The organism is Microcoleus sp. LAD1_D5, assembly GCF_036702115.1.
In the GTDB taxonomy this organism is placed as follows: Bacteria; Cyanobacteriota; Cyanobacteriia; order Cyanobacteriales; family Microcoleaceae; genus Microcoleus.
The window spans coordinates 1-13,469 of record NZ_JAUBSA010000028.1; the positions used below are offsets into that span (position 1 = coordinate 1).

The window sequence follows — 13,469 nt, forward strand, 5'->3', positions numbered from 1 at the left end:
ATTTTGGTTTGTAAGGCAATTATCTATGTATATCTTGCCTTACAGATTTTTTTTTGCTCACTTTTTCAGTGCCATTGGAATATGGTCCTTTCTCAAATAAGGCATTGGAGGGGACCTCTGGTGATGCACTGACCCTCTGGCGACGACGCTGCTTAGACACGATTCTTCCGAACAACCAGAGGATAATTGGGTTAATTGAGGCTAATAAGAAAAATTTCCCTTATCCGTGGGAAGTTTATAGGCAAATGATGGGTTACAAACTTCATGCAGATTCCTTTCGAGACAACTGCCTGTTGGAAAAGAAAGTCAACGACTACAAGCTATTTCCCAGAGAATTTGATAACTTTATCAAACAGAGCCTTGGTCTACCTGTAGAAAATAGAGAGAACAGACCCGAAGAAGAGATTGAATTTAGACAGGCGACAGTTTCAGCCTACATCGAAAAGTTCTTGGCAAACCACTCGTTTATTGAGCGAATGGAGAAACTCAATATAGCCATGTTTGATGTTGATCTGAAGGATGAGCGCAGCCTTCGAGTATTTGCGACAAATACTTATTTCTTCACCGAATATACGTTTGAGAAGATCATGGCGATTGATCCAGGGGTTGATGCAATCATTTGCTCTAACCCCTATGGGAGGTATACGTGGGAAGCCAAGGCCCTCTGTATAGACCATAAGATCGGCTTATTCACGCTTAGGACATTTATGGGTGCCATCCGTAAAAATGGTGATGAGTTCCTGGACTATCTACTACAAGAAGACAAATCTAGTCGTCTTAGCTACTTAAAATCTCTGCTTGATAAAGCCTCAGTTCCTGTAGGTTTTCAAGTGTATATATTTGGTTCGTATTTGAGACGAGAAATTTACAAAGATATTGATCTCATTCTGGTCTATCCAGTAGGAGCGGCTGAAGGAGTGCTCTTTTCAATAGTGGAGAGCATCAATCAAGCATTTAAAGAAAAATCATCGCAGCTTGATATAACAGTATGTTCGGAAGCAGAGTATAAAGCTATGAGTTTTGAAAATGACAACCGTACCAAAATTAGATAATTCAATAAGGTGACAAAACAGCCCAACAACCGCAATGCACCGGAACTTTGAAGAATGATGGTTACTGACAAAAATTGTCTGAGTCCGGTGATTACGAACGTTATGAGTGGTACAAACTCTCGCTGAATAGCAATGTTTAATCGTGCGATCGAGGCCGCCACTTAATAAAATTTGACAGTCAGCGCTAAAGATGAAAGTGTTGGGCGAAGCGAAGCATTCGATCGCGCTCAACCCAACCTCCAATTTAAAACGGAAAATAATTAATCCGAAAGTATAGGCCTTTTTCCTGCAAAGTTCGATCGCCCGATCGAGCATTTATCAAAGGAATACCATAGTCTAGACGCACATTCAACCGATCGCCCATCTGCCAAACCAGCCCCAAACCCGCACCCAGCAGTTTATCCGAGTCAGGATTCGGCTTTTCCTCCGAATGGTTCCACCCTACCCCAAAATCGATAAACGGAGCGATTTGCAACAAACCTTGGACTTCCGGGACACGCCAAACCGGGATTCGCACTTCAGCAGACGCGATCGCACCGCTATCAGTTAACAGCAAATCTTGGCGATATCCGCGCACGCTTTGAACGCCACCGATCCCAATTTGTTCTAGGGAAAGCAGAGGGCGATCGGCTAATTGAATATCGGAACGCACTATCAGCAAGGTTTCTGGCGCTAACAGCCGCACGTACTGCGCTTGTCCGCGCCATGCCAAAAAGCGGCTGTCGGGCCCGCTATCGTTCGCAGTAGCGCCGAACAGATTAGTACCGACGGAGAATTGCGATCGCGCCGCGAACACTTGGCTGGAACTCCGCTGCACGTATTCTTGAAAAAAGCGCACAGCCGAAACTCGCGTTTCGCCACGCTCATTTGCTCCCGCCGAAAGCGCAAATCGTTCCCCCGACAGGAATGTATCGCTTTCTTGCCGCGAAAAACTCAGTCCCAAAGCCAAAGTGCGATCGGGCTTTTCGACAATCGGCTGGCGGTAAGTTAACTCGTAAGTCCGCGATTTCCCCTCAATTTCAGCAGCATCAAACGGTTCCTCGATGATATTGGTGCTAGCAGCACTCGCAGCGAACGCAATCGTGCCGTTGCGTGCGTTGACGGGGACGGTGTAGCTGCCGTTGAATTCGTTGCTGCCGTCGGTGTTAGCATAAGATACCTCTAATCCGTCGCCCAAACCGAGCAAATTTGCTTGATTGATGCGAACACCGCGGCGAAAACTGCCGACGCTGGGCGATCGGTTGTTGTCTGCGAACACTTCACCGTTAAAGCTGTTTGCTTCTTTTACCCGCACTTCTAAGCGGCTGTTTTCCGGGCGGCTTCCGGCTTGGAGTTCGGCGGAAATATTGCCAATTAAGGGGTCTAGTTGCAGCAGTTGCAACGCTTCCAGCAGGCGATCGCGATTGAGGGGCCGTCTGGTAGCGCGCTCAAGGCGCGATCGCACGTAATTTGAATTCAAGCGCCTGTTTCCAGTAATCACAATTTCATCTAATCCGCCTTCTACAATCCGAATTTTCACCACACCTCCGTCTCTCGGAAAGGTTTGGTTGGCTGTAATTACAGCGCCGGAATTGATGTATCCTGCCGCTACATATTTTTGAGTGACGGCTGCTTCGGCTGCGATCAGTTCAGCAAAGGTGATTTCGCGCCCCGCAAACTGTTGCGTAACTTCTGCTAGTTCGCGATCGCTAAAAGCCGTGTTGCCCTCAAATTCAAAGCCATCGACCCTAATTGTACCCAGAATGCTTGGTCTAGAATCGCCGGGAACAGGTGTTAGCGGCGTTGGTTGAAGGGGAGACGGCGCAGGCGGTTGCGGTGCTGTTGGTGCAGGTAATTCCGGCTCTCTGGGCAGAATTGGGTTGGGCAGTTGGCTTAATTGCAAAGGTTGAGCGATACCCAAATCGGTTTTTTTTCGGTCAATCTTTTCTTCTAGTTTTTGACCTCGGTTAAAAAGCTCGGTTTCTTGAGTGTTTGTGCTAAATGTGCGATCGGCTGAATTAGCCGCTTCCGGCTCTAAGTCGGGAATTTCCGCAGGTGGGGATAAGGGTAGAGTTGTCGCCAAAGCCGATCGTTCTGATTCAGCCGGTAACTCCGTTTCCTCGTCTTTTACGGGCAAGTCTTCGCGTTTGTCAAAAGTGGTATCGTTGGGGGCTAAAGCTCGATCGCCTCCGCTGCTGACTGCTGCCAAATCCTCAACATTTGAGGTCAAAATTTTAACTGTGCTAGCGGATGTTTTCGCTGGTTTTCCCAGCCAAACTAACCCAAAAATTCCAGCGAGTAAAAATAGTTTTTGTGAGCGACAAGCCATAGGATCTAATTATTATCTCGCTTAAGTGGGGAAAAATATTTTTAGGAAGTGAGCACCTAAGAGTAAAAATCAATCTTAACAGCAAAAAAGGAAACAGCCGTCGCAGCCAACAGTTTCGGCGACGCTACAAACCAAAAGATCGATCGACGACTGTTCATTTCCCAAGACTTACGCACCAACCCGGTTCTTATCAGAAAAAATATCGTGTAAGGCGATCGTAAACGGTAAAAAAAACCAATTTTTTTTTTGCAAAACCTACGCTTTCATGCTAATGCAGCAACCAGAATAGCCCTGCACGCCAGGGTAAACCAGAAACCGGGTTGTGTCCGAAAAGACGCGCTACAAATGAGATCTGGCATCATTCTCAATAATCTTTTTATGAACAGGCTTTCCGGCCTGTTCCACAAGAGATAAATTTTCTTGTGGAACGGGCATCTTGCCCGTTCTTGAGAATCGTGCAATGAGATCTGGCACATTCTCAATAATTTTTTTATGAACAGGCTTTCCGGCCTGTTCCACAAGAGATAAATTTTCTTGTGGAACAGGCATCTTGCCCGTTCTTAAGAATAGTGCAAGGTGTGAGTGACAACCCGCAAAGCCACTAAAAAACCCGGTTTCTTTGATTTTGGTGCATCATACCAAATCCGACTTTAATACCCCCTTTATTATTGAGTCAGCGTCTACCCACATCCTGTGCGTAGACGCCGTTTCAACCGCCCTGTGATCAAGAGGATTTGTAACTTTGAATTATGCAGAGCGGCCCGCACCAGTCGCAGCACCAATTTGAGCCCCGTCAGCCAATCCCACCAACTTAGCGCTCAACTCCCACATCCGCTCGCCTTTTTCATCATCGCGAGCCTGGGGAGAAACCTTCTGTACAAAAGACTTACCATCTTTTTTCTGGCGGTTCCCCCAACTCCAATAAGCCCCAGATTGCTTGTATTCTGGATCAGCAACCACCATCGCCAGCCTTTCCCCCGCCAACTCCTGCGAAACGTAACCGCCGGTGATATTCTTCTGAAACAGCGGGAACAGCTTCTGAAATAGGGGATAGTGGTTGCGGAACAACGGGGTATCCGCAACGCATCCCGGATACAGCGAAGTGAAAGTAATCCCCGTGGATTCGTGAAAGCGGCGGTGCAATTCCCGCATCGTCAGCACATTGCAAACTTTGCTATCTTTGTAAGCCTTGACAGGTTCAAACTTCTTGCCATCAACCATCGAAATCGGGTCTTTGAAACCCGCTTCAAAACCCTCAAACTTGCCCAAATCCGGGCGCGGCGGAATCTTCCCGCCCAACTCGTCTGGATTGTGAGTCACAGTTCCCAAAATCACGATTCTCGCATCGGAATAATAGGAAGGCTTCATATTTTCCATCATCAGGTTGCACAGCAGAAAATGACCCAGGTGATTGGTAGTCATCGTCAACTCATAACCCTCGGGGCTCCGCAGCGGTTCCTTAATCAAAGGCATATAAATGGCCGCGTTGCACACCAAAGCGTCCAGAGGCCTGCCGCTGGCCTTAAATGCCCGAGCAAATCGACGCACGCTCTCCAAATCGCCCAAGTCAATCTCCATGATGGAGAAACTGCCTTCAGGTATGCCCAACTCTTGGGCGGCGTCTCCGGCTTTCCGCACGTCCCGACAGGCCATGACTACGTGCCATCCCTTGTCTGCGAGCGCTTTCGCGCCGTACAAACCGACGCCGGAGGAAGCGCCGGTGATGATAACCGTTGACTTGTGATTTTGTGCCATCTTGTTAAAAGCGCTTCCGCTATTGATTTTTTTCAGGCTCTCAAAAGCTGAGCTAGCAGCTCGGATGTTTTGAAGTACCCTATGGTTATTAGGATATGAGGAAACGTTCTCGATCTCAACTGCCTTTTTGCCCTTGGGCTAGATCAAGTCATTTTCGCTCTCTTTGCGGGAGTTGCCCCTCAAACACCGATCGAACATAAGACTGTCATGAAAAACGTAAATTGGTTGATTGAAAAAGATATTTACGATCGCGAATCAGAATTTTTAGCAGAATTGCAGAAACAAGGATACATTTACCAAGAAACTAAATATCTGACTTTTCGCCCCGAAGCAGCTCATCAATATTTTTCCCCTGATGATTGTGTTTTATTCATGGGAACCCTAAATTTAGGTCGGGATATCTTAAGAACTTCGTGGATTCCGGGAGCTTATATGGACGAAAAGAATCTCCGTTGTTCCAGTTACTACACTTATTTCGGTCAATACTTGTTAAATAATAAATATTTCCTTCTTTCTTTCTTTGGGCGAATTGGTCAGAAGAAAAACCGAAATTCTGGAATACTTCAAATCCGATGGAAATTTGTTTGTGCGACCTGACAGCAATATGAAGTCATTTCGAGCCGGGGTTTTTAACCTGAATATTTTAAATACTATGCAATCTCTTGGAAGCAAATTAAAAAGAGATGAAACTACATTGGTATTAGTCAGTGGTAAGCGAGCAATTACGAAAGAATGGAGATTTTTTGTTTATAAAAATCAAATTATTACTGGTTCTCTGTATTTAGTGGGAGAAGAAAGAGTTGATGAAACAATCAGGGGAGGATATTTAGAAAAGTATCTTAGCGAAGTTTTCAAACAAGTGAGTTGGTATCCAGAATCTGTCTACACGATCGATATCTGCGAGTCAGAGGGAGAGCTTTATGTCTTGGAACTTGGTTCTTTTAGTTGTGCAGGAGAATATGCTTGTGATTTGAGTGCGATCGTCGAATTTGGTGCAAAAGCAGCTTGGGAAGATTACCAAGCAGTCAATCAATTTTAGGTTACCCAGAGCCCAGACTTCTTAAAGAAATCTGGGCTCTAACAGCAGGTGTCATCCCTGTAATCTGATGCTCAGGAAATAGCTGCCGGTTCCTGATAGCTAGGGAAATCGATATAACCTTCAGGCCCAAAAGAATACCAGACGCTGACTTCAGCAGGCGGATTGAGTGGCCAACCATTAGTAAAACGCTCTACCAAATCGGGATTGCTGATAAAATCTCGACCAAAAGCAATTAAATCCGCAACTTTGCTGCTCAGGGCCGTTTCAGCCTGTTCTTGAGTATATCCGCAGTTGCCGACGAGCGGCCCTGCAAACACATCGCGAAACTCTGCTATCATCATCGGCGTTCCCAATTCATGAAACCCAAATGCTAGACCGTCCACTAAGTGAAGGTAAGCTAAATCATAGGCATTTAACTGCCCTGCGAAATACAGAAAATCTTCTCGATATTCGGGAGAACCCATGTCATTGAAATTACCGTTGGGAGAAAGTCTAACTCCCACTCGGTTGGCCGGAAATACTGTGATAATCGCTTCTACAATTTCCTTAAGAAAACGGTAACGGTTTTCCACTGTACCGCCATAGGAATCAGTGCGGTGATTGGTTTTGGTTTGCAGGAATGTGTCAATGAGATAGCCGTTTGCAGCGTGAATTTCTACACCGTCAAAACCTGCCATTTTTGCCCGTTCGGCCGCCTTGCGATAATCTTCTACAACCAGGGAGATTTCATCGGTTTCTATACCGCGGGGGGTTTCGTAGGGTTGTTTGCCTAGAGGGGTATGAATGCCTTCTCCGTTTATTTTGATGGCAGAGGCTGCAACTGGCAATTGATTGTTTTCATGAAAACTGCTGTGGGAAGCTCGTCCGCAGTGCCAAAGCTGCATGAAAATCGGCGTTTCGTGGGCATGAACCGCAGTCACAATTTGTTTCCAAGCTTCCCCTTGCTCGTCTGAATAAATACCGGGGGTATTGAGCCAACCCTTAGCTTGAGTAGAAACCACTGTGGCTTCTGTAATGATTAAACCAGCGGAGGCTCGCTGAGTGTAATACTCTGCCATCAAGGCGTTGGGCATCCGCGCTTCACCGGCTCTGGCTCTCGTTAGGGGTGCCATGACTACCCGATTTTTTAAGGGTAAATCTCCGATTTTGAATGAACTTAGTAGGAGTGGAGAAGTTGTTTGAGTCGTCATAATTTTGAGGTTTTCTCAACTGAATAATCTGGGAAATCACATATACCAACCGCTCGTGTTAGGATGCAAGGCGCAAGACATCCAAGGGTCGCCAAAATATAAGCAATCAAACTCATCAAGCTGTTTACGAATTTGACTTTTTAGCCAAGACTCTTCATTGTTCAATTTTGTTAAACTCTGGAGAGTATGGCGGTAAATATAATAGTCTACACCCTGCTGTTTGAATCAATTCCTGAATCTGACCACTTTTATCAAATGTGAGATTATCCATCACCACCACCTGTGCTGTGACAAGTGTTGGAAGTAAACTTGTTTCTAGCCAAAGAGATGAGTAAGGAGATAGATAGCTGCGAGGTTTCAATCCCTGATAGGGTTTTAGGTTGTTTTCGGCGCACTTTTTGGGTTACGACCAACAAACCAAAAAATGGTTTCAATCCCTGATAGGGTTTTAGGTTGTTTTCGGCATGAAGAAGAACGGGAAACAGTGAAGCGGTTTCAGGTTTCAATCCCTGGTAGGGTTTTAGGTTGTTTTCGGCTTGACGGGATAGAGCAGTGCGTTGAGTCGAGATGTGTTTCAATCCCTGGTAGGGTTTTAGGTTGTTTTCGGCAGAACAACAATACCGTTTGGGAAGTGGAGGGAGCTGTTTCAATCCCTGGTAGGGTTTTAGGTTGTTTTCGGCATTATTGGTGGTGGCATTCGGGACGACAAACCAGTTTCAATCCCTGGTAGGGTTTTAGGTTGTTTTCGGCTCTAGATTTAATCAGTGTAGAAAGAGGGGTATTGGTTTCAATCCCTGGTAGGGTTTTAGGTTGTTTTCGGCCCATTTGGGTTGCGCCACTTACATCCCACCTTTGTTTCAATCCCTGATAGGGTTTTAGGTTGTTTTCGGCACGGCGTGAGTGTAGCACTACCGCCAGGAATTGCCAAAGTTTCAATCCCTGATAGGGTTTTAGGTTGTTTTCGGCTCTAAGGCGTACATCAATCCCACTAAAGTCTTCTGTTTCAATCCCTGATAGGGTTTTAGGTTGTTTTCGGCTGTTCTTGCCTTGCTTTCTGTTCGGCTAATTGCATGGTTTCAATCCCTGATAGGGTTTTAGGTTGTTTTCGGCGTGAAAACGCCCCCAATCAATCATCATTTCTGTGTTTCAATCCCTGATAGGGTTTTAGGTTGTTTTCGGCGCAGTCATCACCCGCGCCGATGCAGGGAAACTTAAAGTTTCAATCCCTGATAGGGTTTTAGGTTGTTTTCGGCGGTTTCCGAGAGCTAATCTTTCGGATCGAGCTTGTTTCAATCCCTGATAGGGTTTTAGGTTGTTTTCGGCACCTTGGGCTATATACAGTTCAAGATAGATTTTCTGTTTCAATCCCTGATAGGGTTTTAGGTTGTTTTCGGCGAGGATTACAAGATTTTGCTGCTTTTACTCTTACGTTTCAATCCCTGATAGGGTTTTAGGTTGTTTTCGGCCAGACACAGCAGCATCAAAGCTAATGATAGGCTGTTTCAATCCCTGATAGGGTTTTAGGTTGTTTTCGGCGGTTGTTTATTGTTTGACGAGGTATTAATGAATGTTTCAATCCCTGATAGGGTTTTAGGTTGTTTTCGGCTTAACTGTGCGATAGCTAGCAAGTAGACCATCCTCGTTTCAATCCCTGATAGGGTTTTAGGTTGTTTTCGGCGTTTATCATCCTGCTGGATTTACTGTTGTTTCATGGGAGTTTCAATCCCTGATAGGGTTTTAGGTTGTTTTCGGCCAGGAATCATCAATTTTATCCAATTCCTTTTGGGGTTTCAATCCCTGATAGGGTTTTAGGTTGTTTTCGGCGCCAGCGTCAGAATTCCTTGCCGTTCACCCTTCCAATGTTTCAATCCCTGATAGGGTTTTAGGTTGTTTTCGGCAGCGCGAAACATCAAAGCGCCGAGCCAATAACCAGTTTCAATCCCTGATAGGGTTTTAGGTTGTTTTCGGCAGAAATTGCACCAGCCAATAAGGCGAATCAAATGTCGTTTCAATCCCTGATAGGGTTTTAGGTTGTTTTCGGCGATAAGATGCTGTCAGGGCTGGTATCGACAGCCCATTATCAGTTTCAATCCCTGATAGGGTTTTAGGTTGTTTTCGGCTTTGATCCGTTGATATATTTCCGCAATTCCTTCGTTTCAATCCCTGATAGGGTTTTAGGTTGTTTTCGGCTTTACCCCCAGTCCCGATCTGCGACTTGTCCGCAGTTTCAATCCCCGATAGGGTTTTAGGTTGTTTTCGGCCAACATTTACAAATAATTCCGGTACTTGGATTTTTGGGGTTTCAATCCCTGATAGGGTTTTAGGTTGTTTTCGGCTCAAAAGCGCCGCCGATCGCACTGCCTGCGTTACGTTTCAATCCCTGATAGGGTTTTAGGTTGTTTTCGGCTTTCTTAGGAATGGTGTTTGCCTTTGATTGAGCGCGGTTTCAATCCCTGATAGGGTTTTAGGTTGTTTTCGGCACGTACGCTTACGGCGCATAGATTACTACAGCACGTTTCAATCCCTGATAGGGTTTTAGGTTGTTTTCGGCGATATTTGCTGGCAAAGTCGCGCTACTGGTTAAGTTTCAATCCCTGATAGGGTTTTAGGTTGTTTTCGGCATGAGTGGCATCGCATTGCTCGGTGTCGCTGGTTAAAGTTTCAATCCCTGATAGGGTTTTAGGTTGTTTTCGGCAGCCTCAATTTCAGCAACCTAAAGATTCGTAATCGGTTTCAATCCCTGATAGGGTTTTAGGTTGTTTTCGGCGATAGTGACGATGTGCTTCACCCTGATGCTCTTTGGTTTCAATCCCTGATAGGGTTTTAGGTTGTTTTCGGCTCTAAAATCTAAATCATGTTTACCTCTAAATTGTAGGTTTCAATCCCTGATAGGGTTTTAGGTTGTTTTCGGCTTACGAGCGCTTTTATTGTAATGCAGGTTATCGGTTTCAATCCCTGATAGGGTTTTAGGTTGTTTTCGGCCTAGCTCGTTTAAATGTGCCGATCCGCTAACATCCCAGTTTCAATCCCTGATAGGGTTTTAGGTTGTTTTCGGCGTTAGAATTCACAGTAAAAGGCATCGCCGCCCAGTTTCAATCCCTGATAGGGTTTTAGGTTGTTTTCGGCAAGTAATCGCTCCGGGTATCTCTTAGGGTGCTAGGTGTTTCAATCCCTGATAGGGTTTTAGGTTGTTTTCGGCTGTGGTACGGAAGCGCTAAAAATCGATCGTCAACGGTTTCAATCCCTGATAGGGTTTTAGGTTGTTTTCGGCGTGACACTGTTAATTCCTATCGCCGAGCAAGTCCGTTTCAATCCCTGATAGGGTTTTAGGTTGTTTTCGGCGCACCAAGGAGCATAAAAACGGTAAAACGGTTTGTTTCAATCCCTGATAGGGTTTTAGGTTGTTTTCGGCCTCACACGATCGCAGCCAGTGGGGGAACCAATGCGTTTCAATCCCTGATAGGGTTTTAGGTTGTTTTCGGCCCGGCATTTTCCGCCTCTACCTGCTCCCGATTGGCTTCTCGTTTCAATCCCTGATAGGGTTTTAGGTTGTTTTCGGCCCATACTTTTTTACCATTGCAATCAGGAGGAGTACATGGGTTTCAATCCCTGATAGGGTTTTAGGTTGTTTTCGGCGTGGAGGATTACTGGATTTTCGCCGTCCTGGCAATGGTTTCAATCCCTGATAGGGTTTTAGGTTGTTTTCGGCCGATATTGGTGTCGCCTTCTTCCCATTCCCCAAACGTTTCAATCCCTGATAGGGTTTTAGGTTGTTTTCGGCCGTCTCTGCTTGCTCCCAGTTCTAGTACGGGTGTTTCAATCCCTGATAGGGTTTTAGGTTGTTTTCGGCCCTTCTGTACCAACTACCAACTACCAAAATGATTGTTTCAATCCCTGATAGGGTTTTAGGTTGTTTTCGGCTTTCTTAAATCTATCAGCTTTATAATATTGGTCTGTTTCAATCCCTGATAGGGTTTTAGGTTGTTTTCGGCCAATTTGTGGGAATTTCTCAATCAAAACCGCATCGTTTCAATCCCTGATAGGGTTTTAGGTTGTTTTCGGCATTAGCACAAGCTGCCGAAGATGCTTTAATGCAAAAGTTTCAATCCCTGATAGGGTTTTAGGTTGTTTTCGGCATTGACCGTCCACGAGTAGAACAACATCAAATAAGGTTTCAATCCCTGATAGGGTTTTAGGTTGTTTTCGGCACGATAAGGGATGCAGATAAGCCAGCGCCGAAGTGTTTCAATCCCTGATAGGGTTTTAGGTTGTTTTCGGCCAGTTTCGGGTTAATTGCTCGATCTTGCGCCTATGTTTCAATCCCTGATAGGGTTTTAGGTTGTTTTCGGCTATTCAGCGCGTCGCGGGTTTATCACTCGGCTCAATGTTTCAATCCCTGATAGGGTTTTAGGTTGTTTTCGGCAGGAATTTGACTTGCTCCGATCGCTACAGCTAGGTTTCAATCCCTGATAGGGTTTTAGGTTGTTTTCGGCTGTTCGTCGGTGCGTTTACGGCAATGCCTTCTGTTTCAATCCCTGATAGGGTTTTAGGTTGTTTTCGGCCTAACTTTGCTCCCTTGATTGCAGCATCTGGTTGTTTCAATCCCTGATAGGGTTTTAGGTTGTTTTCGGCCGGGCATTCCCTTCAATTGCGGCAATTTTTCTAGTGTTTCAATCCCTGATAGGGTTTTAGGTTGTTTTCGGCGTACCACGCCACAGGGGTTCCTGTTCCGAGTTAGAATTTGTTTCAATCCCTGATAGGGTTTTAGGTTGTTTTCGGCTTTGATTTTTTCACCTAAAATTTCGATGTCTTGGGTTTCAATCCCTGATAGGGTTTTAGGTTGTTTTCGGCTATTACGGCCCCAACAAAGCCGAGGAGTATGACGCGTTTCAATCCCTGATAGGGTTTTAGGTTGTTTTCGGCCCGTTTGCTTCTACATGGCTCTCACCTCCTGGGTGGTTTCAATCCCTGATAGGGTTTTAGGTTGTTTTCGGCAGCTTATGCAATGGTTAAGTCAGCAGGCAATAAGTTTCAATCCCTGATAGGGTTTTAGGTTGTTTTCGGCTGGTTGTTTAGCCAACTAATTGTAGGCCTGTATGGTGTTTCAATCCCTGATAGGGTTTTAGGTTGTTTTCGGCTGAGGATTAAACGCGGCTAAGAACCATGTTTAAGTTTCAATCCCTGATAGGGTTTTAGGTTGTTTTCGGCAGCGGTCAAGCTAGCTTGGTGAAAATGTTGGGAGGTGTTTCAATCCCTGATAGGGTTTTAGGTTGTTTTCGGCCTGGTGATTTCTCTGACGATTCTGCTCCTAAGCCATGCCCCAGTTTCAATCCCTGATAGGGTTTTAGGTTGTTTTCGGCACGGGCAGCCCAAGGAGCTAAGCCCGCGCTGAAGTTTCAATCCCTGATAGGGTTTTAGGTTGTTTTCGGCTGTTTGAATGCGAGTCAAATAAGCAAGTAGATTGTTTCAATCCCTGATAGGGTTTTAGGTTGTTTTCGGCATTAACTATATTCTGCAACAGTTAAAAACTTGTTGTTTCAATCCCTGATAGGGTTTTAGGTTGTTTTCGGCCAGACGAAGTAATAACGGAAAACCAACGCCTGCGAGGTTTCAATCCCTGATAGGGTTTTAGGTTGTTTTCGGCTCTACAGTTTTGGCTGATGTTTATGGTTCTGAGTTTGGTTTCAATCCCTGATAGGGTTTTAGGTTGTTTTCGGCTTGGAAGCTTGGGAAATTTCCACTATTAGCAGCCGGGTTTCAATCCCTGATAGGGTTTTAGGTTGTTTTCGGCCAGATTGCCACCAATGGTGAGGAATTAGATCCTCAGTTTCAATCCCTGATAGGGTTTTAGGTTGTTTTCGGCTTAAAAGGCTGACGGCGTATAGGTTTCAGAAATTGTTTCAATCCCTGATAGGGTTTTAGGTTGTTTTCGGCCGCCGGGGTCTGGGAGGCTTGAAATATAAGGTTTTCAAGGTTCAGTTGCGTCTGACTGCAATCAATATACCGTTTCAACGATCGCTCTGTCAAGGGGGTAAAATTCAAATAGACCTCAAACTCTCTTCCCGTAAAGCTTTCAGCATTTGCGTCTGAGCCTCATGAGGTACAAACCACCGCAAACCCAGTCC

At 45.4% G+C, this 13,469-nt stretch carries 7 protein-coding genes, 1 pseudogene and 1 CRISPR repeat array; of the genes and pseudogenes, 3 read left to right on the forward strand and 5 right to left on the reverse strand.

The genetic code is table 11. The annotated features are described in order from the left end of the window. The first annotated feature begins 53 nt into the window (after positions 1–53). Entirely contained in the window at positions 54–1,052 is a 999-nt protein-coding gene (locus QUA70_RS14075) for a hypothetical protein (protein ID WP_333347719.1), read from the forward strand. Positions 1,053–1,296: 244 nt separating this feature from the next. Here the strand turns inward: QUA70_RS14075 and QUA70_RS14080 are convergent, their stop codons facing one another. The 3 genes from QUA70_RS14080 to QUA70_RS14090 all read right to left on the reverse strand — a co-directional run bounded on the left by QUA70_RS14080 (position 1,297) and on the right by QUA70_RS14090 (position 5,115). Continuing rightward, positions 1,297–3,360 (reverse strand): ShlB/FhaC/HecB family hemolysin secretion/activation protein, encoded by a 2,064-nt coding sequence (locus QUA70_RS14080; RefSeq protein WP_333347722.1) that lies wholly within the window; start codon positions 3,358–3,360, stop codon positions 1,297–1,299. A gap of 339 nt (positions 3,361–3,699) precedes the next feature. Then, positions 3,700–3,909: a hypothetical protein gene (locus tag QUA70_RS14085; RefSeq protein WP_333328636.1), complete on the reverse strand. Its 210-nt coding sequence runs from the start codon at positions 3,907–3,909 to the stop codon at positions 3,700–3,702. Between the two features lie 198 nt (positions 3,910–4,107). Then, positions 4,108–5,115, reverse strand: a complete 1,008-nt coding sequence (locus QUA70_RS14090) for a protochlorophyllide reductase (protein ID WP_333328638.1) — start codon at positions 5,113–5,115, stop codon at positions 4,108–4,110. 207 nt (positions 5,116–5,322) lie between these two features. On the opposite strand from QUA70_RS14090, the gene QUA70_RS14095 reads away from it, so the two are divergent. Both QUA70_RS14095 and QUA70_RS14100 read left to right on the forward strand, forming a co-directional pair. Then, on the forward strand, positions 5,323–5,712 hold the full coding sequence (locus QUA70_RS14095; RefSeq protein WP_333328641.1) for a hypothetical protein: 390 nt from the start codon (positions 5,323–5,325) through the stop codon (positions 5,710–5,712). Positions 5,713–5,719: 7 nt separating this feature from the next. Beyond that, positions 5,720–6,154 carry an ATP-grasp domain-containing protein gene (locus tag QUA70_RS14100; RefSeq protein ID WP_333328644.1) on the forward strand — a complete coding sequence of 145 codons (435 nt, stop codon included), beginning with the start codon at positions 5,720–5,722 and terminating at the stop codon, positions 6,152–6,154. Positions 6,155–6,225: 71 nt separating this feature from the next. On the opposite strand, the gene QUA70_RS14105 is transcribed toward QUA70_RS14100, so the two are convergent. Continuing rightward, positions 6,226–7,344 (reverse strand): alkene reductase, encoded by a 1,119-nt coding sequence (locus tag QUA70_RS14105; protein ID WP_333347725.1) that lies wholly within the window; start codon positions 7,342–7,344, stop codon positions 6,226–6,228. 154 nt (positions 7,345–7,498) lie between these two features. Continuing rightward, positions 7,499–7,654: pseudogene (locus QUA70_RS14110) on the reverse strand (transposase); the annotation flags it as partial. A 44-nt stretch (positions 7,655–7,698) separates the two neighbouring features. Continuing rightward, positions 7,699–13,278: direct repeats of the CRISPR family, unit length 37 nt; unit sequence GTTTCAATCCCTGATAGGGTTTTAGGTTGTTTTCGGC. The last annotated feature ends 191 nt before the right edge of the window (positions 13,279–13,469 follow it).

Excerpts from the sequence above, each read along its gene's own strand:
- QUA70_RS14080 (WP_333347722.1), bottom strand. The coding sequence starts at position 3,360 with ATGGCTTGTCGCTCACAAAAACTATTTTTACTCGCTGGAATTTTTGGG.
- QUA70_RS14085 (WP_333328636.1), bottom strand. The coding sequence starts at position 3,909 with ATGCCTGTTCCACAAGAAAATTTATCTCTTGTGGAACAGGCCGGAAAG.
- QUA70_RS14090 (WP_333328638.1), bottom strand. The coding sequence starts at position 5,115 with ATGGCACAAAATCACAAGTCAACGGTTATCATCACCGGCGCTTCCTCC.
- QUA70_RS14095 (WP_333328641.1), top strand. The coding sequence starts at position 5,323 with ATGAAAAACGTAAATTGGTTGATTGAAAAAGATATTTACGATCGCGAA.
- QUA70_RS14100 (WP_333328644.1), top strand. The coding sequence starts at position 5,720 with ATGAAGTCATTTCGAGCCGGGGTTTTTAACCTGAATATTTTAAATACT.
- QUA70_RS14105 (WP_333347725.1), bottom strand. The coding sequence starts at position 7,344 with ATGACGACTCAAACAACTTCTCCACTCCTACTAAGTTCATTCAAAATC.